This is a genomic window from Streptomyces sp. CG4 (assembly GCF_041080655.1).
Classification (GTDB): Bacteria; Actinomycetota; Actinomycetes; order Streptomycetales; family Streptomycetaceae; genus Streptomyces.
On record NZ_CP163525.1, the window covers coordinates 7950610 to 7974562 of the forward strand.

Annotated in this window: 21 protein-coding genes and 3 pseudogenes; 9 read left to right on the forward strand and 15 right to left on the reverse strand. The window is 66.7% G+C overall.

Going from position 1 to position 23953, the window contains the following annotated elements; genetic code table 11:
* Positions 1 to 6: 6 nt before the first annotated feature.
* On the reverse strand, positions 7 to 471 hold the full coding sequence (locus tag AB5L52_RS36385; protein ID WP_351019655.1) for a nuclear transport factor 2 family protein: 465 nt from the start codon (positions 469 to 471) through the stop codon (positions 7 to 9).
* A 110-nt stretch (positions 472 to 581) separates the two neighbouring features.
* On the opposite strand from AB5L52_RS36385, the pseudogene AB5L52_RS36390 reads away from it, so the two are divergent.
* Both AB5L52_RS36390 and AB5L52_RS36395 read left to right on the forward strand, forming a co-directional pair.
* Positions 582 to 767 (forward strand): annotated as a pseudogene (locus AB5L52_RS36390) (DUF4291 family protein); the annotation flags it as partial.
* Positions 768 to 785: 18 nt separating this feature from the next.
* Positions 786 to 2306 (forward strand): recombinase family protein, encoded by a 1521-nt coding sequence (locus AB5L52_RS36395; RefSeq protein WP_369367739.1) that lies wholly within the window; start codon positions 786 to 788, stop codon positions 2304 to 2306.
* Positions 2307 to 2492: 186 nt separating this feature from the next.
* Here AB5L52_RS36395 and AB5L52_RS36400 read toward each other — a convergent pair whose 3' ends face one another.
* The 4 genes from AB5L52_RS36400 to AB5L52_RS36415 form a co-directional block, all read right to left on the reverse strand.
* Positions 2493 to 3851, reverse strand: coding sequence for a replication initiator (locus AB5L52_RS36400; RefSeq protein ID WP_369369023.1), 1359 nt, complete (start codon positions 3849 to 3851; stop codon positions 2493 to 2495).
* 293 nt (positions 3852 to 4144) lie between these two features.
* Positions 4145 to 4342 (reverse strand): hypothetical protein, encoded by a 198-nt coding sequence (locus tag AB5L52_RS36405; protein WP_351618276.1) that lies wholly within the window; start codon positions 4340 to 4342, stop codon positions 4145 to 4147.
* Entirely contained in the window at positions 4339 to 5640 is a 1302-nt protein-coding gene (locus AB5L52_RS36410) for an FtsK/SpoIIIE domain-containing protein (RefSeq protein WP_369367742.1), read from the reverse strand. Before AB5L52_RS36410 ends, AB5L52_RS36405 begins: the two co-directional genes overlap by 4 nt.
* Positions 5640 to 5987 carry a hypothetical protein gene (locus AB5L52_RS36415; RefSeq protein WP_369367744.1) on the reverse strand — a complete coding sequence of 116 codons (348 nt, stop codon included), beginning with the start codon at positions 5985 to 5987 and terminating at the stop codon, positions 5640 to 5642. The genes AB5L52_RS36410 and AB5L52_RS36415 overlap by 1 nt, the downstream gene beginning before the upstream one ends.
* A 165-nt stretch (positions 5988 to 6152) precedes the next feature.
* On the opposite strand from AB5L52_RS36415, the gene AB5L52_RS36420 reads away from it, so the two are divergent.
* Positions 6153 to 6932, forward strand: coding sequence for a GntR family transcriptional regulator (locus tag AB5L52_RS36420; protein ID WP_369367746.1), 780 nt, complete (start codon positions 6153 to 6155; stop codon positions 6930 to 6932).
* A 431-nt stretch (positions 6933 to 7363) separates the two neighbouring features.
* On the opposite strand, the gene AB5L52_RS36425 is transcribed toward AB5L52_RS36420, so the two are convergent.
* Positions 7364 to 7660: a hypothetical protein gene (locus tag AB5L52_RS36425; protein WP_369367748.1), complete on the reverse strand. Its 297-nt coding sequence runs from the start codon at positions 7658 to 7660 to the stop codon at positions 7364 to 7366.
* Positions 7661 to 7984: 324 nt separating this feature from the next.
* The gene (locus AB5L52_RS36430; protein WP_369367750.1) at positions 7985 to 8551 is read right to left on the reverse strand and encodes an ATP-binding protein; all 567 of its coding nucleotides are present in this window, start codon (positions 8549 to 8551) and stop codon (positions 7985 to 7987) included.
* A gap of 208 nt (positions 8552 to 8759) precedes the next feature.
* Between AB5L52_RS36430 and AB5L52_RS36435 the strand changes: the two genes are divergently transcribed.
* A complete protein-coding gene (locus AB5L52_RS36435) occupies positions 8760 to 10136 on the forward strand; it encodes a sporulation protein (RefSeq protein ID WP_369367752.1) in 1377 nt (458 codons plus the stop codon).
* Between the two features lie 3 nt (positions 10137 to 10139).
* On the opposite strand, the gene AB5L52_RS36440 is transcribed toward AB5L52_RS36435, so the two are convergent.
* The 3 genes and pseudogenes from AB5L52_RS36440 to AB5L52_RS36450 form a co-directional block, all read right to left on the reverse strand.
* The gene (locus tag AB5L52_RS36440; protein ID WP_369367754.1) at positions 10140 to 11054 is read right to left on the reverse strand and encodes a phosphotransferase enzyme family protein; all 915 of its coding nucleotides are present in this window, start codon (positions 11052 to 11054) and stop codon (positions 10140 to 10142) included.
* Between the two features lie 1360 nt (positions 11055 to 12414).
* The gene (locus tag AB5L52_RS36445) at positions 12415 to 13347 is read right to left on the reverse strand and encodes a tetratricopeptide repeat protein (protein ID WP_369369024.1); all 933 of its coding nucleotides are present in this window, start codon (positions 13345 to 13347) and stop codon (positions 12415 to 12417) included.
* Between the two features lie 36 nt (positions 13348 to 13383).
* Positions 13384 to 13446: pseudogene (locus tag AB5L52_RS36450) on the reverse strand (zinc-ribbon domain-containing protein); the annotation flags it as partial.
* Between the two features lie 641 nt (positions 13447 to 14087).
* Here AB5L52_RS36450 and fxsT point away from each other — a divergent pair.
* The 4 genes from fxsT to AB5L52_RS36470 all read left to right on the forward strand — a co-directional run bounded on the left by fxsT (position 14088) and on the right by AB5L52_RS36470 (position 19020).
* Complete coding sequence (gene fxsT, locus AB5L52_RS36455) at positions 14088 to 17285, forward strand: FxSxx-COOH system tetratricopeptide repeat protein (RefSeq protein WP_369367756.1); 3198 nt, start codon at positions 14088 to 14090, stop codon at positions 17283 to 17285.
* 564 nt (positions 17286 to 17849) lie between these two features.
* The gene (locus AB5L52_RS36460; RefSeq protein ID WP_369367758.1) at positions 17850 to 18116 is read left to right on the forward strand and encodes a hypothetical protein; all 267 of its coding nucleotides are present in this window, start codon (positions 17850 to 17852) and stop codon (positions 18114 to 18116) included.
* Positions 18117 to 18127: 11 nt separating this feature from the next.
* Complete coding sequence (locus AB5L52_RS36465) at positions 18128 to 18517, forward strand: hypothetical protein (RefSeq protein ID WP_351571746.1); 390 nt, start codon at positions 18128 to 18130, stop codon at positions 18515 to 18517.
* A gap of 26 nt (positions 18518 to 18543) precedes the next feature.
* Complete coding sequence (locus tag AB5L52_RS36470; RefSeq protein WP_369367761.1) at positions 18544 to 19020, forward strand: DUF4291 domain-containing protein; 477 nt, start codon at positions 18544 to 18546, stop codon at positions 19018 to 19020.
* 44 nt (positions 19021 to 19064) lie between these two features.
* Here AB5L52_RS36470 and AB5L52_RS36475 read toward each other — a convergent pair whose 3' ends face one another.
* The 3 genes and pseudogenes from AB5L52_RS36475 to AB5L52_RS36485 all read right to left on the reverse strand — a co-directional run bounded on the left by AB5L52_RS36475 (position 19065) and on the right by AB5L52_RS36485 (position 20613).
* Positions 19065 to 19244: a hypothetical protein gene (locus tag AB5L52_RS36475; RefSeq protein ID WP_076086520.1), complete on the reverse strand. Its 180-nt coding sequence runs from the start codon at positions 19242 to 19244 to the stop codon at positions 19065 to 19067.
* Between the two features lie 243 nt (positions 19245 to 19487).
* A pseudogene (locus AB5L52_RS36480) lies at positions 19488 to 20082 on the reverse strand (undecaprenyl-diphosphate phosphatase); the annotation flags it as partial.
* A gap of 54 nt (positions 20083 to 20136) precedes the next feature.
* Positions 20137 to 20613, reverse strand: coding sequence for a helix-turn-helix domain-containing protein (locus tag AB5L52_RS36485; RefSeq protein WP_351571743.1), 477 nt, complete (start codon positions 20611 to 20613; stop codon positions 20137 to 20139).
* A gap of 125 nt (positions 20614 to 20738) precedes the next feature.
* On the opposite strand from AB5L52_RS36485, the gene AB5L52_RS36490 reads away from it, so the two are divergent.
* A complete protein-coding gene (locus AB5L52_RS36490) occupies positions 20739 to 21908 on the forward strand; it encodes an acetyl-CoA C-acyltransferase (protein ID WP_369367763.1) in 1170 nt (389 codons plus the stop codon).
* Between the two features lie 13 nt (positions 21909 to 21921).
* On the opposite strand, the gene AB5L52_RS36495 is transcribed toward AB5L52_RS36490, so the two are convergent.
* On the reverse strand, positions 21922 to 22695 hold the full coding sequence (locus AB5L52_RS36495; RefSeq protein ID WP_369367765.1) for a TVP38/TMEM64 family protein: 774 nt from the start codon (positions 22693 to 22695) through the stop codon (positions 21922 to 21924).
* A 50-nt stretch (positions 22696 to 22745) separates the two neighbouring features.
* Entirely contained in the window at positions 22746 to 23894 is a 1149-nt protein-coding gene (locus AB5L52_RS36500) for a glutathione-independent formaldehyde dehydrogenase (protein ID WP_369367767.1), read from the reverse strand.
* Positions 23895 to 23953 lie beyond the last annotated feature (59 nt).

The window sequence follows — 23953 nt, forward strand, 5'->3', positions numbered from 1 at the left end:
GCGCCTCTAGGGAGTTGCCGCCAGGCGGCGCCACTTCTCCTGCACGACCACCTCGCGCAGGCGCCAGCCTTCCGGTGTTCTCAGGAGCGCGAAGTCGTAGCGTCCGCCGCACTCCAGGTCAGGCGCCGTGGGGCCGTCGTCCGGCGCGAAGCGCATCGGGTTCAGGTAGTCGGCCCGTACGGACGCCGTGTCGCCGGTGTCGTGGTCCAGGACGCCGAAGTGGAGCCGGCGGTTGACGATCAGATGCTGGCGCATCGCGAACAGGGCCAGGCTCTCCGCGAGCCATTTGGCGATCTGCTCCGCGTCGCCCTCTATACCACCGGCCGAACGGTAGTCGGCCCGTCCGTCCGCCGTGAACAGCCCTCGGTACGCCGTCCAGTCGCCGTCGTCGACCGCCACCGCGTACGCGGTGATCAGTTCGTCCACGGCCAGCCGGTCCAGCACGGTCGCCAGCTCCGTACGCTGCGTCATCGGCACAGTGTTGGGCATGGCGGGCGCGGAGCCAAGGGGCGCGGAGGGATATTCGGTCGTACGAGAATATTCGGTGGTGCGGGATGTGGTCGAAAGCCGACCCTGTCGTCATGAACGATCATTCCCGTGAGCCCGGACCCACCGAGCCCGAACCGAAGTTCCGTATCCGGGCCCGGCACACGGACACCACGGTCACCGTCTACCAGGCCTACCGTCCGGACATAGGCGGCCCGGCGGCTCGCACCGGACGCTTTCCGTCGTCCTGGAAACGGGAGCGGATGACCTGGATCAAGCCGCGCTCATAACCTTTTTCCATGGCCGAAGACGACAGGAACCAGCAGACGGACGCCCGGTTACGGCGAGCCCTCAGGGCCAGTCAGGCAGCCGGCACGCAGAGGGCGAAGAAGCACCGGTCCGACTGGACGGGAGAGTCAGCGGCGATCTACTGCCGCATCTCCCACGTGAACGACGACGACCAGACCGGCGTGGAGCGCCAGGAGCGCATCTGCCGTGATGTGGCCGAGCGTCTCGGACTCATCGTCGCCGAAGATCAAGTCTTCGTGGACAACAACCGCTCGGCATGGCAGCGGAAGCGCAAGCGGCCGGGGTGGGACGCGCTTCTCACCGAGGCCGGCAAGGGCCGTGTCCGGCACGTCCTCACTTACCACCCGGACCGGCTGATGCGACAGCCGCGCGATCTCGAAGAGCTGTTGCAGATCGCCGACGATCACGACATCACGCTGCACGGCCAGGCGAACCGGCGCGATCTCGCGGACCCCGATGACCGGTTCTTCCTGCGCATCGAGGTGGCGCACGCGTGCCGCTCCAGTGACGACACGTCGCGCCGACTGATCGATTCCATGATCGACCGTGCCCAGGACGGAAGGCCGCACACCGGCCGGCGACGCTACGGCTACGACAAGACCGGCACGGTGATCATCCCCGAAGAGGCCGCCATCGTGCGGGAGATCTTCACTCGCTACCTCGACGGTGTGAGCCCGGTCCAACTGGCCAAGGAGTTGTACGAGCGTGGCGAGAAGACCGCTGAGGGGCGCAACTGGAGTGCCCCGCGGGTGCGGGACGTTCTCGACAGTCGCCACGTCGCCGGAATCCGGGTCTTCCGGGGCGAGGAGATCGGGGATGGTGAGTGGCCCGCGATCATCGACCGGGGAATGTGGCGCGAAGTACGGGAGCGCCGCGCCTACCGTGCCGCGAAGTTGGCGAACGGCAAGCGACCGAGCAGGTTCTATCTGCTGCGTGGCGTTGTCACCTGCACGGGGTGCGGCGGGATCATGGGCGGATCAGGGGGAAGTGGCGCCAAGTACGTCTGTGGCCGCAACACGCACAAGCTCGATGTCCCGCGCTGCAACAGGGTCATCTCGGCGCCCATCCTCGAAGAGTTCGTGGGCGAAGCCGCGGTCAATCTCCTTGAGCGTCTCGACCTGACAGAAGCGCCGGCGCCCTCGGAACTGTCGGAGGAGGACCGAGCAGCAATCGAGGCGGACCGGCGCGAACTCGACGAGCTCAAAGACATGTGGGAGAACCAGGAGTTGAAGACGCGGGAGTACCGCGAGATGCGCAAGACAGTTGAAGCGCGCATCGCCGAGGTAGAGCGCAAGATGATCGTTCGTCCGACCGCTGAGGTTCTGGACGGTCTTGTTGGCGAGCACGCGCGGGAGAGCTGGGACGCGCTGAAGAAGGCGGAGGACTACCAGCGGATGAACGCTGTCATGCGCTTCCTGTTCGCGGCAGTCAAGATCAAAGAGGCGACGCGGAAGGGTAGGCAGTTCGACTACGGCAGGATCGACATCGAGCAGAACCCCATCTGGACCTGACGCGCAAACGACACAAGAAGGGGCCTCGTAAGAGGCCCCTTTCGCTGTCTCATCCGACCTTTCCCCCAGGCTGATGTTCCAGGAGGCGAGCCAGACGCTTTGCTGACTCCGGGCCGATCTTGGTGGAGAACGTCCGACAGGCTCTGTCCAGGTGGCGAGCCTTTTCCGATTCGCGGTCCTGTCTCGTCAACGGCTCACCCCGGCCCAGTGGAGCTCTTCGCGGGCGATCTCGCGGTTGCGCGCCAGATCGTCCGCGATTCCGGTGGAGAGGAGGGCGGCGCCGGGGGTGTGGCCAGAGCCGACGTAGCGCCATTGCCGTTCGGTGACCGCGTCGGGCATGTCGGAGTGGCCGATGTGGTGGGCACGTTCGGCGCGGAGTGCCGTGTATGTCGTCGAGTAGGCGCGCGACTTGGTGAGGATGTGGCCCCGGTAGCCGAGGGTGTGGGCCCAGGCGCGGAGGCGGAGGGGTTCGTACTCGGGGAGGCTGCCGAGGCGCCAGCACGTGCGCATGAGGGCGCGTACGTGGCCGTTGACGGGAGCCGACTCGATGTCCGCCCAGGTGGTGAGTGGGTGGTCGGTGCCGGCGCCTGTGTCGCTGGCTCCCTTGGTGACGTACTTGGCGACGTATGCGGCCACGGCGTCGTCGTCGGGTCCGGCGCCGTCGGCGTGCAGGGACTGGGCGTCGACCTGGGCGCCCCAGCGCAAGGCCAGCTCTCCTGCGGCCGGGCTGTAGACCGTGCGGACCAGGACCCGCCGGGCGGAGGCACGTACGGCATCGATGAGGAGTTCCGCAGTAGCCCAGGCCGGGGGTTCGTCGTCGGGTCCGTTGGAGCCGTCGAGGCGGATGACGGCGTGCACGTGGACGGCCGCTCGTTTCTGGTACTCGGCGACGCGGGCGAAGGAGAGCCGGGCGTGCTGGGCGAAGCGGGACTGTACGAGGCCGACCGAGGAGGCGAGGCGGCGCCGTACGTCGATGACGAAGCGGTCCCAGAGCTTGGAGGCGTGTGCGTGCCAGAGGACGTGCGCGGTGTAGTCGTAGCAGTCGGGGCACAGCGGTTGGCCGACGACCGGCGTGTCCGGGGCGTGGGCGCCGCCGCAGCCCAGGGGACGGCCGTGTTCGCAGGTGCCGCCGCCGCGTCGAGGGCGGCACAGCTCCCCGGCACGGTGGACGGGGCCGAAGGACGGGGCGGTCAGGGTGACGAAGAGCCGGGACCGGTGCCGTACGGTCGCTGGGACGTTCTTGCCGCCGAGGAGACCCGCACGGACGAGGTGGTAGGTGTCTCCGGCGTGGAGGCGGGAGCAGGCCGGGCAGACGGTTGCGCGGCGGTTGCGGCAGCGGACGAGGAGTCGTTCGCCAGGCTCGTTGCGGGTGTCGTAGTGGTGGAGGATCTCGCCGGTTGTGCCGTCCAGGGTGGTGGTGGATCCGGAGAGGTGGACGGGGTGGGAGCAGCCGCCGGTTGCCGTGATCTGCTCCAGCAGGCGGGGGAACTTCGAGTCTTGTGCGAGGCGGATGGCGTCGCGGTCTGCTTCGGGGAGCTGACGCAGGCGCGCCGCGCGGTCGAGGGCGGCGCGCCTGCCAGCCGGGGTGAAGTCCGGGGTGATGGTGGTGACCTTCCAGGGTGGGCCGCCGAAGCGGCAGGGGCATGGGCGGGTGCTGCGCCGTGGGTCATGGGGATCACCTCCGTGTCGGGAGCGGGTTGGTGGTCAGCGGATGGTTCCGGTGCCCCGGCAGACCCGGCAGCGGCGCGTCCGTCCGGTCCAGGTCTTGCGGGCTCCGTCGCCCTTGCAGTGGGGGCACCTGACGCGAGGCATGGGCATGCGCGGTGTGTCCTTCCTGATCAGAAGTGGTGGAAGCCGCTGAGGAACCAGGTCAGGAAGCCGTTGACCGTGAGGGCCACGGGGGTCTCGCCCAGGTACATGCCGAACAGGGCGATGCAGGCCGCTTCCCAGATCCGCACGTCGCGGGAGCGGACGAGGAGGAAGCTGATGATCCCGAAGACCACGACGAGCGAGACGGCGGTACCGGTGCTGATCACTTGACGTCTCCTTCCAGACCCGCGAGAGCGCGGTCTATGGCGGGCAGTTCCGGGGTCGTTGCCGCGTACTTACGGGACGTCGACACGGCCTCGTCCGTCGGCGTGAGGTGGGAGCGGGCGCGGCTCCAGCCGCCGTCCAGGCCGGTGCAGACAGCCACACCGCGTTCCTCCGCCGTGATCGACTGGGCCACGGCCACCGCGTCCTTGTTCAGGTCACCGAGAGTCATCTCGGCGGTGCCGGGGTCGTTGACCCGGTGGCAGATACGGCCGCCGAGCTGGGCACGCAGGGCGGTGACTCCGGGGCCGAGGTCGGAGCCGACCCGCTGTCCGGCGACGACCAGGTGCAGCCCGAGCGCCGCCCCGAGCTGCCCGATACGGAGCAGCAGCGTGGAGCACTGCTCCGCCTCTGCCTTGCTCTCGCGGGAGCCGTCGGACAGATACAGTTCCGCGATCTCGTCCACGATCACGACGACCGGCACCGGACGTACCTTGTCCGGCAGCTCCCAGATGGAGCGCACTCCGGCCGCCCGGCAGGCGCTCATCCGGTCCTGCATGTCGACCACCAGCGCCGAGAGCACGGCGACCGCTTCACGCCTGCACGTCGCCAGCGCGCTCAACCGGCGGGCGAACAGCCCGAGTTCCATGCCGCCCTTGCAGTCGATGCCGACCAGGGCGACCGGCTGAGTCGCGAGCTGGGTGATCAACCGGGCCAGCAACGTGGACTTCCCGGACCGGGTGGCCCCGACGATGAGCCAGTGCGGGACCATGCGCAGGTTCATCACCCAGGCGCCGCCGCTCTCCAAGGCGCCGATGAGAGCGGACAGCAGCTCGGCGGGGGCCGAGACTAAGCCGGGCCGCTGAAGCGGATCCGTGGCCGTCGCGGTCAGCAGCACGAGCCCGCGTTCCGGGGAGGTGACACGGACCGCGTGGACCTTCCACGCGTGCACCAGCGCATCCGCCGCCTTCAGGAAGGTGGCCGGGGTCTGGCCCGCGTGCAGCCGCACGACCACGGTCAGGCCCGTACGGGTGACACGCGGGAAGGAGATCCGGGGAGGCACCGGCCGCAGCGGGTCACCCTTGACGACCAGGTCCCCGAGCAGCCCGCGCGGCGGGCGCTTGGCTACGGCGAGGTCGTTGAGCTGGGCGACCTTGCGCCAGGTGAACACCGCCCGGAACGCGGTAGCCGGGTAGCCGAACAGGTACCAGTGCCAGACGGGACGGTGCCGGCGGACCAGCTCACCGACGACGAACACCCACGCCAGCACGGCGAGGCCGAGGACGAACAGGATCGGTGCCATCACGCGTCACCGCCCTTGGCGTGTGCCGGGCCGCCGGTGACGGGGGTGATCGCGTCGGCGCGGAAGCTGACGCCGTGCCGGTCGCCCATCGACCAGGTGAACGCCGTCAGGCCGGTGACCTTGACGATCTGCCCTTCCTCGATGCCCTTCGGCTGACCGCTCACGGCGATCTCGATGACGGAGATCCGCCGTCCGTCCTGCCGCACGGTGACGGCCACGGTCCATACCGGGTTGCCGTCCCGGTCCCTCTTCACCTCCTGCGTCTCGGGGTTGCTGAGCTTTGCTTCCGGCGCGATGGCACACCGCAGTACACCCAGTCGCGTCGTGTCCACGGGAATGGACTGCATTCTGTTTGGCCTCCTTGGCCGATCAAGATGTCAGCAAGATTCTGACGTCACTTGTCCTTACGAGTTACGACTATGGAGCCCTGTACGGCGAGAGCGCAAGTACTTATGCTGACGAGTGATGTCGCGCGTGCGACGTGACTATGACCTCAGACCGGAGATGCCGACATGTCGGAGATCCAGCGCCCAGGAGCCCTCTACCAGCAGGTGGCCGCAGCGATCCGTGCAGCGATCCTGTCCAGCGAGTTCGCGCCCGACTCTCTGTTGCCGTCTGAAGCCCAGCTCATGGAGAAGTACGGCGTCTCCCGGCCGACCGTCCGTAACGCCATCGCGGCTCTGCGGGCCGAGGGGCTCATCGACGTCCGGCACGGCAAGGGCAGCTTCGTACGCTCCAGCGGACAGCCCACCCTCACCCTCGAACGGCGCATCAGCCGCACCCCGGACGACAAGTTCGTGATGCCCAACGGCGACGTCTGGCAGGAGGCCGAAGAACCGAGCACCTACCGCAGCCGCACCACGAAGGACACCGGCCGACTCCTCCACCTCGGCGAGGAAGAAGCCCTGTTCGGCTGTGACCGACTGCTCATCGACCCCAGAACCGGCACGCGCGCCATGCACAGGACACTGATCCCCTTCGAAGTCGCCGACGCCGTTCCGATGCTCGGCCAGGAGCCGTGCAAGCCGCCGGCGGCGATCTACTGGGTGCTCACCCAGGCCGGACACAAACTGTCCTGGACGGAGACGGTACGAGCGCACATGCCCCTGCCGGACGAGCGGACGGCCCTCCGCCTGCCGGACGCGACCCCGATCCTGCACGTGGCCCGCGCCGCGCACGGAACCGACGAGCGCCCGCTGCTCCTCGAAGAGCTGCGCTTCGGCGCGGACCGTGCTGAACTCGCCTACCGGATCACCGCCGACAAGCAGCCCGCACGACGCACCCGCACCTGAGCGCCGAGGGCAATCGGTCGAAACAACCTTCACTTCCTCAAGGGCGCGCCTGCGGCGCGCCGGGGCGCCCGGCCGCCCCAGCCGGGCATGCGGCGTGGCCGCCGATCCCGTCCGGTCGACCGACGCCCCCGCCCGCAGCACGCCCGAAGAGTCGAGGCGTCGACCAGCCATCGGTGCCGAGTCTCGGGTGGTACCGGCCGTGACGATCAAGAACACGGAAGCGTGGTTACTGCCGGTGGGCGGCTGAGCGAGACACACGCGCGCCAGCCCGTTCGTCGCACGGCCTCGTCGTGGCTGACTGTCTGTGGCTGAGGCATCAAGCACGGCAGGAGTTGCGCCAAGCAGACGGGCCACAGCGGGTCGTTGCGGGCCTGAGCCCAAGGGGTTGCGGGCCGCCGACCACATGCGCCCCTCACCAGTGGAGGAGCCCATCATGCTGCACCACCAGCGTCGCCGGCGTGCGCCTCCAGCAACTGCGCAAGCCGATTCACGGCGTCCGGCCAGCCCGTCAGCCGCACGACCCCGCGCCCGTCCTCGTTCGCTGACGCGACAGCCCGGACGGCAGACAGCTCGAAACCCGCACCGAAAAGTGCTCGGTTCAGGTGATCAGCCGCTTCCCGCGCCTCACGCCACCCCGCGATGTAGTCCACCCCGGAGACCCAGAGGCCGAAGTCCGCGCCCGTCACGTCGAGGCCATCGTTCAGCCAGCCCTCTTCTGAGCCAGTCACCTTGCCCACCTCTGCCCTGATCTAGGTAACGGATCATCAACTTCCTTGAACCAGAGCCAAAACGCAGCACGACGGCCCCGGTACCATCAGGCACCGGGAACCGTCGCGTTCCCAGCCGGGCCACCCTTCGCTTTCCAGGGCTGACGGGGTGGCCCGGCCTATGTGGAGATGTGAAGCGCGGCCCCTCGCGCGGGAGGGGAGCTCCCGGACCGTCCGAGAAGCCGCGCCCCTTCGGCCGAAGTGGTCAGACCCCGGCCAGTGACCGAGGCGCCGCCCCACCCCCGATCGCGAGGGAGCAGATCAGGGGTGGCGCCCCGGCGCCTGTCATGCCGAGGACTCGAACCACTCGGCCCAGACCCGATCAAGGTCAAACCGACACCACACTGACTTGCCAAAGCCCTTGAGCCCCGGCGACCACCACACCGCATCGGCCAGACGCTGAACGATCAGCAGCCCGCGTCCCCGGTCCGGTACGAGAGCCTCAACGAAGTCACCTGCCAGGTCCGGCGAGAGGAACTCACCCGTCGGCAGGTCAGGGGGATTCGAGTCCTCGTCCGAAACGCCGATCCCCAGCAGCCCCGGCCAGTTGATCAGCCACACGTCGATGCGCCTCTTCGCACCGGGCATCGACAGGCGCTCATCCGGTACGGCGTGGTGGACGACGTTGCCGACCAGTTCCGACACGACGAGCTTCGCGTCATCGACCACATACCCCAAGCTCCAGGTGGTGAGGTAGGAGCCAACCATGTCCCGCGCGGCCTTCACACAGTCCGGGTCCTCGGCGTAGACCGTCAGTACCCGGGAGTGGCCGCTGGAAGGGTCGTGGATCGAGAGATGCGGAGCGCCCGGCGTCGGGGCGTTCGCTGCGTGTTTGCTCTGCTGCGCTTCCACTGCGTTCCCTCCCGAGCACTGGCGAGCCCTCATGGCTCACCGATCTGTGGTGACCAGTGAACGGCGCGACAGGCTCGGCCGGCAGCGTTCACTAGGGGGTTCACGTGAACACCGGCAAAGACAGAGGGGGTTCAGTATTGAACCCCCAAGAGCGGGGCTGCTGTGACACGATGAACACTCGCCGTAATTCTCGGGTTGGCAGGGGAGCATGAGCCGAGAGTCGAACGCGCAGTTGATCGCGGTCATGGCCGAAGCAAAGGTCTCGAACAAGGGCCTGGCGAAGCGCATGAAGGACTTGGGCGCCCAGCGCGGCCTTGACCTGCGGACGACGCACATCGCTGTTGGGCGCTGGCGGGACGGCTTCGGCATCAGGCCGGAGGCAGCCGCGATCATGGCGGACGTTCTCTCGGAGAAGCTCGGACGCCGCATCACACCGGGCGATCTCGGTTTCTTCGACCACACCAAGTCGACGGCTCCCGAGCCGATCGGCTACCCGAGCACTGTTCCTGACGCTCTGTCCATGCTCGATGGACTCACCCACGAGCACGCCGACGCCCCCGCGTCGGATCTCCTGATCGTCGCGGACGCTGACCTAAGCTCCGCCGTCCTGTCATGGATGATCGCCCGCCCCGACGGCATCCAGGCCGACAGGCCCGCCCACCGACGAGTCGGCATGCGTGACGTGCGCGCGATCAGAGAAGCCGCGGGCTTGTTCATGCAACTCGACTTCAAGGACGGCGGAGGCCACGGCCACAAGGCACTTCGCCACTACTTCCGCGAAGACGTGTTGCCGTTGCTGGACGCGAGCTACAGCGAGAAGGTAGGCACCGCCTTATTCGGCGCCGCAGCCGAGATCTCCCAGCTGCTCGCGTGGACCGCGTACGACGTCGGCAACCACCGGCTTGCCCACCGCTACCTGACTTCCACGCTGCGCCTGTCCCAGGTCATCGACGACCGCATGTTCGGCGCCCGCATCCTCGGCAACCTCAGTCACCAGGCCAACTACCTGGGCAACCACACCCAAGCCATCCAGCTAGCCCGCGCCGCCGTCGAGGGCGCCAAGGGCCGGGCCACCCCGCGCGCCATGGCGAACTACTCGGCCATGGAAGCCCGCGCCCTGTCCAACGCGAGTGACGGTATCGCGGCAGCGCGCGCGATGAAGGAGGCAGAGCGTCACTTCGAACGGGCCGACACAGGCGATGACCCTGCATGGCTCAGCTACTTCGACGAGGCGGAACTCATGGGCGAACTGTGCCACTGCTTCCGCGACCTCAAGATGCGCCGGGAAGCCGTCGGCCAGGCCCAGCGCGCCGTAGACAGTACCGACCCGAAGTACGCCCGCACCCTGGGCTTCTGCCGCATGGTTCTCGCCCAGAGTCAACTACTGAATGGGGAGTTGGAAGCCGCCGTCACCACCGCGAGTCTCGCAGTCGACGGCGGCGACTCCCTCCAGTCCACCCGCTTTCAGCGCTACGTGACCGACTTCCAGATAGAGGTCAGCGTGCACGCGACGAACCCAGCCGTTGTCGCCTTCAATGAGCAGGTCCATGATGCGCTCACCCGCCTGGATGAGGAGGACGAGTAGCAGCTACCAGGGCCGCCAGTCCCGAGGCGCATCGTCATTGCGCAGACCGGCGACGCGCCGGCGGTACTCGGCCGCAGTTTCCTCATCCTCCTGCACGTTCTGCATGAGCCACGTCGTCATGCCGAACTCTTGGATGCCCCGCAGCGTCTCGTACCCCGGCCAGTCGTACAGGTCTCGCCCGTACGCAGCCACGAAATCGGCGTACTGTTCGTCGGTCTGCCAACCAAGACTGTGGTGCTCCACGGCCGTAACCATGAGATCCCACTCGGGATGGTCATAGCAGAACATCTCGAAGTCGATCAGGATCACGCCGTCCTGGTCGTCCACCATGAGGTTCTGCACGTGGGCATCCCCGTGCACTGGCCCCTTGGGCGTCTCGAAATGCAACTCAGCGTACTTGCCTTGTAGTTCGCTCCAGCGCTTCCGCAAGAAGACCTTGTCATCGTCCGGGATCACCGCCCGATCGAGCCGCAGCGCTTGCTTGTCGAATGGATCGTACGCCGGCAGGGAAAGCCCGTCCGGCACGGTCAGTGAGTGCAGATCCCGAAGGATCCCGCCCAGCTCCCCGTACGTCGCCTTGCGGTCACCCTCGACGATCAGATGCCAGAAGGTCACCGGGTGGCCATCGATCAAGAACGGCTGCTCCATATCCTCGACGATTCGAGCCGCCGGGAACCGTTCCTCCGCCAGCCACCGGGACACGGCCACCTCGGTGCAAGCTTTGGGCAGCCACTCTTCGCCCCGAGCTACGCGCACGATCACCGGCACGGATGCCAGCCGAAACAGCGCGTTCTCCCCGAGACGGATCAACTCCGCGCCTCTGTCATCGAGCCCCGCAGCCCGGCACGCGGCAGCCATCACCCGCGCAGCCCTCGCCGACGTGAACCCCTCTTCCGTGCGAGCAGCGTCAACCGCCATGCCCGAACCAGCTCCCCTAGTCGCGCGCGATCAACCAGCGCACGCCTACGGCTGACCAACCCGACGTGCACCGGACACGACCACGACCGTACCCACAGGGCACTCGCGAGCGACAGGTCAGCAGGCTATCCAGCACGCCGAAGATCATTTACGAGAGCGCTCTTCCCCCGTCGCCGAGTCTTGGATGCCTGGAAGGCGGCTGCCAGATCAGAAGCGCCACCGGAGTACCTGAAGTGTGGGCAGGCTGCGCCCGCTTGCCGCACCCGATCGCACGCAGCCTCTGTCTGTGATCTCTCTCAAAAATGATCTTGACGAAGCGCACCAGATTCGGCTCGTCGATCGAATGGCGGACCCACCTTCTTGGTGGGATCATGCAGATAGGGGAAGGCATCGGACTCAACTCGCATTTCGTAGTGGCCGCGACGAGACGGGGAGTAAGTGATGCAGATTGCGGCTCTCACATTCATGCAGGAGCTAGCGAAGACTGCGCTAGGTGCGTTTGCTACCGCTCTATTTGTCGCTTTTGCTGGCTACTTAGCTGCTGGTCGATGGAATCAGAAGCGTGAGGCTGCACGCCTTGAATCTGAGAAGGAGTTGGACCGGCAACGTGAAGACGAGGAACGTGCGTGCGAGCGTGCGCGTCGAGAATTCGATCTGCGAGCTCAGCTAGTCGAAGAAGTGACCGCATAGGCGGCCCGCATGTACATCGTGTGCCAGCACACCAGTAGAGTCATTAAAAAAAGCAGGAGAGTCATTAGAAAAAGGGTGGATTCAAATCACCAGGATGGGGCACGCGATCAGATTATCAGCTCACTCCATGAGGCTTATCTGTCTTTCTCTACGAGATCTCAAATGCTAGAGAACCTGATAGGCGCACGCTATGGAATCGCCTGGCAGTTCGAATCTGATGAAAGGTCAGCCTCCGCCTTCCTTAGATGGCATCAAGTCAGGGACCTGTTGACTCTGTATTACTTCAATCTTTGCGGAAATTTCCCCGGCGATGCATTGTGTCGCAATTCTCGCAGTGATGGCAAATATCATTCAGGGCTAAATGCGGACGGATATTTCGAGGATGCAAATTATCCGAACCTAAAGGAACTCAGGCGGATGCGCATAGATATCCGGCATGCATATGACGAGGCGCTCGGAGAATTGACGCGGAGCCTCCTCGTCGATCGCATTGCTATTGACGCGACGGAAATTGGCGCATTCGACCTTCCCGGTAGACCGTCACGGCGAAGAGCGGGGAATGCGTAGCCCGCATTCTGGAGTCGGGTATGCGTGCGCGGTCAACCGGCGGGTGAGTCCATTGATCAAGTCGTGCCACCCTTGAAACCTGGAGCATCAACAGCGGCTACCATTAGCCCGGAGTGGGCGATTTTGATTTAACCCGCTTGAGCTGTCTTTGGGCCCGATCGTTCTCGGGGTGACGCAAGGTGACGTACTGGCAATCGATGAGAGCATCAGTCATTTTTCCAAGAGAAAGGTAAACCTCGCTGCGACCCAATCTCAGATCCATGTCGTCCGGGTCAATCTTTATAGCTCGACCGTATTCAGATAGCGCTCCCTTAGGGTCTCCCATTTTGTGCTTGCAGTGTGCGGTGATGGCGTGGAGGACTTTTTCCGCGTAGCTGTTGAGGTGCGCCTTCCTGATATTGTGACAATCATTGAGTGCTGCTGAATACTCTTCGAGGGCCTCATAAACCGCTGCCCTTATGAGGAGTGATTCGGCTATTTGATCTTGTCCGTGATTGAGGGGGAAGACGTGCTGGCAATCCTGAAGGGCCTTACGTTCTTCTCCGGAGACACGGAATAGATCTGCGCGGCTCAGGTAGGCTTCCCTGCATTCGGGATCCTGAGCCAGAACGGCTGTGTACAGGTCTATCGCTTGGCTGGTCTGATGCGCTGCGCGCAAGCGCGATGCTTCCTCTAGAAGGTCCCGTTGAGTAGGGGGCCCTGTTTGTTCAGGCTCGTAAGGGCGCCGATAATGCCGGCTGTACCAGTAAGGGCCTTTAGGTAGGGGTTCGAATCCCTGGTTGATGATTTCTGCATCCATCTCGTTCAGGAGACGCAAGGCGTTTTTCAAGTCGTGGGGTGACAGGTCATCGATGGGGTGCGCGTCCATTTTCAGGAAGTCGGCGGTCATCGCCTCATAAGTTCCGGCAGGCGAGCTGACGCGGGCCACGAGTCTACACTTCCAGATTCCGCCTGGCGTTCCGCCCAGTAGCTGAGAAGCGAAAGTGGCGCCGTGCCGCATTCCCTCGACCCGCGCCTCTATATCCAGATACTCCATTTGCTGGGCATGTGGTAGATTGCTGGAGATGGAGGTTCCGCAGGCTGGACAGTATCGCGCATTAGAAGGGATCTGACTGCCGCATTGCATGCAATACATTGGAGTGCCTCCATTCTTGCCCGACGGCGGCCTTCCGATGCAGCTCACTTGGAATTCTACTCCGCCAGGAGGGCCTGACGCTCAGCCACCGGCGCTGAACTGGCCGTGCCAGGGGCCTTCAGAGGTGTCAACCGCATCGCGGTGCATAGAGGCTACTTTCACCAAGATGTTGCGCCATCGGCCTGCAGACGCCTGCTGAGACTGCCCTGTGCGAATTCACCAAGGACGGCTGTGTTCGGGGTCTGGCCTGTGGAACAGCAAGTCCCAGGCCTGTCACGACTGAGGCGGCGTGGTGTGCTCTGGTGGCAAGATGGATGCCTCGTTCACGTGAGGGGGCGTCAGGTGAGCCGGACGGCACGTTGGTTGTTGGTGGTGGCGGGGTCCTTGGCAGTGTTTGGCTTGTGTGTGCTGCTGGGTGATCTGCTGTTGCCGTGGGATCAGGCGACTCGGATCGGGACGGGGGCGGGTGCCGGCGCGGTGGTAGCGGGCGTGCTGGGGACCTGGGCGTCGTCCCTGATCGGTTCTTCGGCCGCGCCGATGACTCCACCTGCGAGTGGGCCCACGGTCTCGGGTGAACGTGCGGTGGTTACGCAGGACAATTCCGGGATCATCATCACGGGGGACAACGGCAACGTTCAGCGATGACCGAGACACCCATACCGCCTGCATCAGGGGGCCGCGCCGCTGCTGCGGGCCACAACTCCGGCGTCATCGCCACAGGTGATTCGGCACGCATCGAGCAGAGAACTCTTGTCTTGCCTCCAGGCGCACTGCAGTCTGCGATACCGGACAACGCGATAGGCCAGCTGAACAACCTGCCTGCACCGGACAGCCGTGTCTTCGAAGGCCGTGACAGCGCACTCGCTGTCTTGCGGGATCTGCCGACGACAGGAACCGGCATCGTCACACAGACCGTTCGCGGCATGGGTGGGGTCGGCAAGAGCACACTGGTCCTGCACCATGCACACGCGCAACTGGCATCTGGATACGGGCCGGTCTGGTGGATCGAGGCTTCGACACCCGCCACTGTCACCGCCAGTCTTGCCTCTCTTGCCACGTCCCTCAATCCGGTGCACGCCGCCCTGCCGCTGGGCGAAGCCGCCGCCTGGGCTGTGGCATGGCTGCAAGGACGCACCGGATGGCTGCTTGTTTTCGACAACGCAGAAGAACCCGCCGACCTCCAGCCCTACCTCGGTCGGCTAAGCACCGGCCAGACCCTCGTCACCACGCGCCGCGACCTTTCCTGGCGCGACCTCGGTACCCCATTACGCCTGGACGTGTTGGCCCCTGAGACTGCTACGCAGGTCCTTCAGGAGATCACCGGACGTCACACCGACGACGATGCTCGGGAGCTTGCCGAACTGGCCGAGGAACTCGGCTGTCTTCCTCTAGCCCTGCAGCAGGCTGGCGCCTACCTTGCACAGACCCACATCAGCGCTGCAAGCTACCTTGCGCAGCTACGTGCCGATCCGGCCGGCGTTCTGGCCGTTGCTGCTCCGGGGGACTCACAGCAACGCACCATCGCGCAACTGTGGAGCGTGACCCTCAACACCCTGCACACTCGTGATCCCCAAGCGGTGGGACTGCTCCGGATCCTGGCGTGCTGCGCCCCCGCCCCATTACCCCGCCGCGTCTTGAGGTGTGCGCTGCCCGCACCTCAAGACGTCGATCACGCCCTGGGTGTCCTCGCTGCCTACAGCGTGATCACCCTCACCGGCACAACCGTCACCGTCCACCGCCTCGTGCAGGCGGTACTGCGCAGCGCTGCCGCCGCGCCGATGGCAACATCGCAACCGGGACGCGTCCGCCGACTGCTGCGCCGATCCCAGCCTCCCTGCGCACCTCACCCGATCGATTCCGCCCTGGACTTGTTGCATGCGGCAATGCCCTCTAGCAGCCCGGAGGAAGTGCAAACCTGGCCAGCATGGCGAGAGTTGCTTCCCCACGTGCAAGCGATGGCTGCCCGCCAGCACGGCGCAGAATCAGCTGGAAAGCTCGCTGCCCTGCTAGGGCAAGGTGCGTTCTACCTATGGGCCCGAGGCCAGGCAAACCACGCTCTACCGCTGATGCACCAGACCCTGGACATCACTAAGGCCGCGCTCGGTTCGGGCCATCCCATCACCGCCATACGCCTGAATAATCTCGCTAGCGCGTACAACGCCCTGGGGCGTCATGCGGAGGCCCTGCCACTAGCACAGCAGGCACTGCAGGTCACTGAAGCCGCGCTCGGTCCCCACCACCCCACCACAGCCATCCGCCTGAACAACCTCGCCAGCATGTACATGGATGTGGGGCGTCATGCGGAGGCCCTGCCACTAGCACAGCAGGCACTGCAGGTCACTGAAGCCGCGCTCGGTCCCCACCACCCCACCACAGCCATCCGCCTGGGGAATCTCGCCAGCGCGTACAACGCCCTGGGGCGTCATACCGAGGCCCTGCCACTAGCACAGCAGGCACTGCAGATCGCTCAGGCAGTGCTTGGCCCCGACCACCCGGAGACCGCCACTCGCCTGAACAATCTCGCCGGCACATACAACGCCCTGGGGCGTTATGCCCAGGCCCTGGTGTTGCAGGAGCGGGCGCTGCGCATCGCTGAGGCCGTGCTTGGCCCCGACCACCCCGACACTTCCCTCCGCCTGGGGAATCTCGCCAGCGCGTACAACGCCCTGGGGCGTCATACCGAGGCCCTGCCACTAGCGCAGCGGGCGCTGCGCATCGCTGAGGCCGTGCTTGGGCCCGACCACCCCGACACCGCTCTCCGCCTGGGGAATCTCGCCAGCGCGTACAACGCCCTGGGGCGTCATACCGAGGCCCTGCCACTAGCGCAGCGGGCGCTGCGCATCGCTGAGGCCGTGCTTGGGCCCGACCACCCCGACACCGCTCTCCGCCTGGGGAATCTCGCCAGCGCGTACAGCGATCTGGGGCGCCATGCCGAGGCCCTGCCCTTACAGAAGAAGGCGCTGCAGATCACTGAGGCCGTGCTTGGCCCCGACCACCCCGACACCTCCCTGTGCCTGAATAACCTCGCGACGACGTACCGATATTTAGGGCGCCATGCCGAGGCCTTGGCGTTGCAGGAGCAGGCGCTGCGGATCACTGACACTGCGTTCGGCCCCGAACACCCTGATACCGCCTGCTGCCTCGGCAATCTCGCCAGTACCTACAGCGATCTAGGGCGTCACGTCGAAGCCCTGCCACTAGCGCAGCAAGCACTGCGCATCACCGAGAGCGTGCTTGGTCCCGACCACCCCGACACCGCTCTCCGCCTGAACAACCTCGCCAGCACCTACAGCGATCTAGGGCGCCATGCCGAGGCCTTGGCGTTGCAGGAGCAGGCGCTGCGGATCACTGACACTGCGTTCGGCCCCGAACACCCTGATACCGCCTGCTGCCTCGGCAATCTCGCCAGTACCTACAGCGATCTAGGGCGTCACGTCGAAGCCCTGCCACTAGCGCAGCAAGCACTGCGCATCACCGAGAGCGTGCTTGGTCCCGACCACCCCGACACCGCTCTCCGCCTGAACAACCTCGCCAGCACCTACAGCGATCTAGGGCGCCATGCCGAGGCCCTGCCCTTACAGAAGAAGGCACTGCGGATCACTGATACTGCGTTCGGCCCCGAACACCCTGATACCGCTCTCCGCCTGAGCAACCTCGCCACCACGTACAGCGCCGTGGGTCGCTATACCGAGGCCCTGCCACTGGAGGAGTGGGCGCTGCAGATCACCGAATCCGCACTCGGCCCCGACCACCCCGACACCGCCTTCCGGCAGAACCACGTGGCCGCCATCCGTCAGCTAACAGAACCGTTGATCCGCGAACCCGAACCCCCTGCGTAATCAGGCAAGCATTCGCAAAGAGGGGTGGTAGACAGGGCTCAGCACGCACGAGCGCGGGAGGTAACGTTCGCCAAGGCGTTGCGCACAGCCTCAGGACACGCATAGAGCCGTTAGAAAAAGGTGCGTGAGCGCGGCTTGACGTGGGTCATCAAGCAGCGTTCCCAGACCCCATCCATGCTGCTGGTGGCATGGTCGTGAAGGTTGCCGAGGCGCGGGTCGCCTCGCGAGCGGGGTTGGTAGCGTTCCTGGGCTGAGGGATGTGACCGCCCGCGTCGGTGCCGCTGCCTCATCGGAAATATGGATGCGCCGACAGCGCTTGGCGGCTACAACGGCATGCATGACGGTCTTCTACTGTATGAAGTGCGGAGTTGAACTCACCCCGGACTTGGTGAGGCTACCCTCCGTGCCGGAAGTCTCGGGCCGTGATAGAGATCGGGACAAAGAGACGCGACTGGTCCCTCCACTGTGCCGTGAGGGCACTATGCCATTGATCCCGTGCCGTGGGGCGCACCGTTCACCCCGCCGACCGACGAACCTTGACCGCACCATCCTCGCCAACTACTCATGCCGCCCGAACTCACCGACTGGACCCCGGCCGGCCCGAGGAACACCGTCGTCGTGCATCCCCAAGACGTACCCGCTCTGAGCCTGCTGGGTCAGGGGGGTGCGCACTGGGGTTGTTGTGGCCCGCTCGGCACCGGGGGCCGCAACATGGCCCGTGGATGCGCTGTCCTCGTCGCCGCCCTCGCTGCCGACTGCATGGGTCCGTACGAACTCCACCTCGATCCCGTACGGGTGTGGGCGCTCGACACGAAGGGGTCGGAGAGATGAGCGGCCGTCCTATGGCAGCGCATGCTGCTGAGCTGGAGCCGCTCAGGCGCCACCTCCGTGACCCCTCGACCGAATTCGATGTGGGGCCCGGGTGGCAGGCCCTTGTGCTGCTGTGCCATGAGGCGGTTGTCGCGGCGTTTCCCGAGTACGAGCTTCTGGCGGTGAAGCAGAAGTGGGCGGTCCTGTCCTTCCAAGCGTTTCCTCGGCCCTGGAATCGGGGTGGAAACTGGACGTCCGACGAGGCGGTCAGGCTCGACGCGCTGGTGGCCGAGTTCACGGCCGCCAGCGAGCACATCTGCGAGCGCTGCGGCGAGGCTGGAACGCTGCGCGAAACCCGGCCGATCGAGTTGACTCTTTGTGATGCGTGCGAGTCCTGTGTGGGACCGGACGGCCGCCTGTAGGCCAGTCATGCTTCAGACTGCTACCAATGGTTTGTGAGCGAGGCTTGACATGGATCAAGCCGTCCTTCCTGTGGATGATGTACCGCTGCGGCTGGGGCACCAAGGAGGGGCAGGAGACCGTCCTCGCCGTCGAGGTCGATCGCGCCGGCTTCGAGTGGGCCCTGCGCCATGCGTGCCTGTCGCACTACGTGCCCGGCCTGCACGAGGACCAGGCTTCCTGGAAGCGGCAGTTGAGGGAGGCTCCGGCGCGCGTCCAGTGGGACCCCGAGCGCGATCTGCACCACAACGCGCTGCCCCACCGGTCGCTGCAGCTCGGCCTCGCCGGGGAGGCGGCGGCCCGGTACGCCGACGAGTGGATCGTGGGCATCAAGGACGTGACCCCGTTGGCCGCCGAGGTCCACGCGCTGGTGCGGGCCGGTGAACCGGAGCGTGCGAGCGGGCTGTTGCCTGTGGAGCAGCCGTATCCGATCGAGGACGAGGTGCTCGCGCATCTGCGGGCGTAGCCTCCGGATCCGGGGCGTTCGGTCACCGTGCGGGCCGGTCCGGGTCAGGCCGCCTCGATCACCGCGCTGCGGATCGCCGCGGCCCACTCGACCACCAACAGCTCGTACTCCGCGCGTTCCTGGGCCGACAGGGTGCCGCCCGCACGCAGCCACAGCGCCCGGATCTGCTCGTTGACCTCGGCGGCAGACCGCACGGAACCAGAGGGTAGGGAATCGGGGGACATGCGGACAGCGTAGGGGGAAGCACTGACACTGCGCTACCGCCCGGCTACGGAGTAGGTATGGGGTTGGTCACCGTCGGCGGCGGCCGTCTTCGCAGTCGATCCAGGCCACCGGGCATATGCCGTGCCGGACCGCTCGGTTCAGGGCATGAGAGATGTCCGAAACAGCGGCGGTGGCCGGGAAACGGCTGCGAACTCGTCGTAGAGGTAAGGGAGTTCAGTGGTCCTGCGTGGCCGCCGCCGTGCTCAGCTCGCCGGTTCCGCCGCGTGTGGGCTCAGGACGTCCGCCGAGACCAGGGCGATGATGACGACGCCGAGAGCCACGCGGTACCAGACGAACGGCATGAAGCTCTTGTGGGAGATCCACTTCATGAACCATGCGATGACCGCGTATCCCGAGGCGAACGCGATGGCCGTCGCGAGCAGGGTCGGGCCCAGGCCACATGGCCCTCGCCGACCGAGTCCTTCACCTCGAACGCGCCCGAGGCGAGCACGGCCGGGATGGCGAGCAGGAAGGGGTAGCGGGCCGCGGCCTCCCGTCTGTAGCCCATGAACAGGACCATGACGATGAGCATGGTGGCGGTGATCCGCAGATCGCGGAACGGCCCCTCGATCTGGTCCTTCAGTGTCTCGCCGAGTGCGCCGATCGGGATCGAGTCGCGATCACCAGCCAGCCCGTCTGTGCGTGGTGGTCCTGCCGCATCGCCTTGTCGAAGAGCGAGCGGAACCAGGCCGAGAGGATCCGGCCGATGTCCCGGCGGAAGTAGATCGGCACCGCGGTCTCCGTGCCGATCCGAGTGATCGCCGTGAAGGCGGCTCCGGGGTCCTCCCAGCCCGAGAAACCGGGCGGTCCGGGTTCGGCGGCGCCCCTTGTCCCGGCCCTCTTGGCGGAGCGCTATGCCGTGGGGCCGGTGATCGTCCATCCCGGAGCCTGTGGATGGGCCGTGAGGTCCTCGTGGCGCACCTCGGCGCCGCAGGCCTGGCAGGTGATCACCGGGACCAGTTCGTGGCCGCAGGTGTGCTCGACGGCCATGGGGAGGTCGGCGCCCTTGCGGATGTGGCGGTCGCCCCATTCCTTCAGCGTCATCAGGACCGGCTCCAGCTCCAGGCCCGCCTGGGTGGCCCGGTACTCGAAGCGCTGCGGGCGCTCGCTGTAGACGCGCTTGGTGAGGATCCCGGCGTCCACGAGCCGGCGCAGCCGGGTGGCCAGGATGTCGCGCGGGGCGCCGATGTTGCGTACGAGCTGGTCGAAGCGGCCGTTGCCCAGGCACACCTCGCGCAGGACGAGCAGGGAGTACTTCTCGCCGACCAGCGCGAGGGCGTCGGCGATCGAGCAGGGGCGCGGGTCGTGCGTGGTCTTCCTTGCGGCCATGGAGGCCAGTCTAGGGGAGGGTTTGATTTTCCAACTCGGCGCGTTATCGTGAGTTCGGATTTCCTACTCACTGGTAGCTGCCGTAGCCCGCTACGGACAGCCAGGCGGCCAAGGAGGCCCGCGCCATGCGCGACGCAGTGATCGTCGAAGCCGTACGCACCCCCATCGGCAAGGGCAAGCCGAACGGTTCCCTCGCCCATGTCCACCCCGTGCAGCTGCTCGCCCACACCCTGCGCACCCTGGTCGAGCGCTCCGGCGTCGACCCTGCGCTGATCGACGACGTCATCGGCGGCACCGTCGACCAGGTCGGCGAGCAGGCCATGAACACCACCCGGTACGCCGTCCTCGCCGCCGGCTTCCCCGAGACGGTCCCGGCTACCACCGTGGACCGCCAGTGCGGCTCCTCCCAGCAGGCCGTGCACTTCGCCGCGCAGGGCGTGATCTCCGGTGCCTACGACCTCGTCGTCGCCTGCGGTGTGGAGTCGATGAGCCGGGTGCCGATGTGGTCCAACGTGCCCGCCGGCAAGGACCCGTTCGGGCCCGGCGTCGCCGAGCGCTACCCCGAGGGCCTGGTCCCGCAGGGGGTCAGTGCCGAGCTGATCGCCGCCAAGTGGTCCCTCACCCGCGCGCGGATGGACGAGTTCGCCGTCTCCTCGCACCGGAAGGCCGCCGCGGCGTGGCAGGCCGGACTCTTCGACGCCGAGGTCGCCCCGCTGGACGGCGTCGCCCGCGACGAGAGCGTCCGCCCCGGCAGCACCCCGGAGGTCCTCGCCGGCCTCAAGCCCGCCTACTACGACGTCGGCTTCGCCGAACGCTTCCCGCAGATCGAGTGGAACGTCACCGCGGGCAACGCGAGCCCGGTCAACGACGGCGCCTCCGCCGTGCTGATCACCTCCAGCGAGACCGCAGCCCGTCTCGGCCTGCGCCCGCTCGCCCGGCTGCACAGCTTCGCCGTCACCGGCTCCGACCCGCTGCTGATGCTCACCGGGGTCATTCCGGCCACCGAGAAGGTGCTGCGCAAGGCCGGTCTCAGCGTGTCCGACATCGACCTCTTCGAGGTCAACGAGGCCTTCTCCAGCGTGGTCCTCGCCTGGCAGCAGGAGACCGGCGCCGATCTCGCCAAGGTCAACGTGCACGGCGGCGCCATCGCCCTCGGCCACCCGCTCGGCGCCAGCGGCACCCGGCTGACCACCACCCTGGTCCACGCCATGCGCGAGCGCGGTGCCCGCTACGCCCTGCAGACCATGTGCGAGGCGGGCGGACTGGCCAACGCGATGATCCTGGAGGGCGTCTGATCGCTCTCGGTTCCTACCGGCCGCGCAGGTGATGGCGCTTGCGCCAGGCCACCACCGAGCCCGCGAGCGCCGGTACGGCGATGGCGGCCATCGCGATCAGGAAGGCGGGGGACGTCGGCGCGGCGGCACGGGCGCCGGCGACCGCGTAGGCCGCGGTGTTCGGGACCGATCCCACGGCCGTGGCCAGCAGGAACGGCCACCAGCGCATCCGGGACACGGCAGCGCAGTAGTTCGCCGCCCAGAACGGCACACCGGGGAAGAGCCGGGCCGCCAGCATGGACCGGAACCCGTGCCTGCTCAGCTGCCCGTCGACCGCCTTCAGCCAGCGGCCCCGCAGCAGTGGGCGCAGCGCGTCCTGCCCGAGCATCCGGCCGAGCCCGAACGCCGCCCCCGCCCCGAGCACCGTGCCCGCCAGCGCCGTCGCGCACCCCAGCTGGGAACCGAACAGCGCGCCCGCGGCGAGGTTGAGCAAGGGTCGCGGCACGAACGCCACCGTGCACAGCCCGTACGCCACCGCGAACACCACGGCCGCCGCGGCCCCGCCGAGCTGCGGCGGCCAGCCATGGGCCAGCAGCCGCTGCGGCTCGAAGACCAGCACGCCCCCGGCGGCACCGGCCAGCAGGGCGAGCAGCAGCGAGAGCCGGGCGTAGGGGGACCGCACCGCGCGCGTGCAGCGGTCGGCGAACCCCGTGCCGGACAGGGGTGACGCGGGTACGGCGCACTCCGTGGCGGCGACCCGGGGAGAGACCGTGACGGTGCCCCCAGAGCGGTTGGTGGCATCGAGCATCCGGTGACACTAACCCACGCACGCCGGTGATCGCCGCCAAGGGTGTCCCGTCATGCGGCGAGCGCGTGACCAGGGTGCAGGACGACCTTGGTGTAGCCCTCGATCCGCTTGTCGAACTTCTCGTACGCCAACGGCGCCTGGTCCAGCGGCAGTTCGTGGGAGACCACGAAACTGGGCTTGGCCCGCCCGGCGATGATCATGTCGCGCAGCTGGCGGTTGTACCGCTTGACGTTGCACTGACCGGTGCCCATCTGCTGGCCCTTCTCGAACATCCGGCCGATGGAGACCAGCAGTTGGCCGTGCTTGGCGTGCTCGTCGGGACCGCCCGGGTCCGAGGGCACGTACAGACCCGGCACGCCCAGCATGCCGGTCGGCCGTACCGTCTCGACCAGCTCGTTGAGGACGATGGCGGGTTCCTCGTGGCTGGCGTCGTGCGCCTGGGCCTGGTAGCCGACCGCGTCGACGCCCTTGTCGGTGCCCTCGCCCCCGGTCTGTTCCTTGATCTGAGCCGCCGGGTCGCCCTGGGTGAAGTCGATCGGGATGGCCCCGATCTCCGCGGCCTTGGCGAGCCGCTCGGGCACCCGGTCGACGGAGAACACCTTCGCCGCACCACGCAGCAGCGCGGAGTAGGCGGCCATCAGCCCCACCGGTCCGGCGCCGTAGACGGCCACGCTCTCACCGGGGGACACCTGGGCGAGTTCGCACCCGTGGTAGCCCGTCGGGAAGATGTCGGCCAGCAGCACGAAGTCGGTCTCCAAGTCGGTCACGGGCAGCTTCAAGCAGTTGAAGTCGGCGAACGGCACCCGCAGCAGCTCGGCCTGGCCGCCCGTGTACGGCCCCATCGCCACATAGCCGTAGGCCCCGCCGGCGAATCCGGGATTGACCGTCAGACAGAAGCCGGTCTTTTCCGCGAGGCAGTTCTTGCAGAATCCGCAGGCCACGTTGAAGGGCATCACGACGCGGTCACCTTTGGCCAAGGAGGTCACGCCGCTGCCGACCTCCTCGATGATGCCGAGGTTCTCGTGTCCGAAGACGATGCCCGACTCGGCCGCCGTGCGACCCTCGTACATGTGCAGGTCCGAGCCGCATATGGCGGTCGACGTGACGCGTACGAGCACATCGTTGGGGTGCTGGATCCGAGGATCCTGGACGTCCTTCACGACCACACTGAAAGGCTCTTCGTAGACAACGGCTTTCACCTGTGTCACCTCCGCGTCCAGCGTTGGACGACGGCGGCACGGAGGGGCCGCTGCGGAGG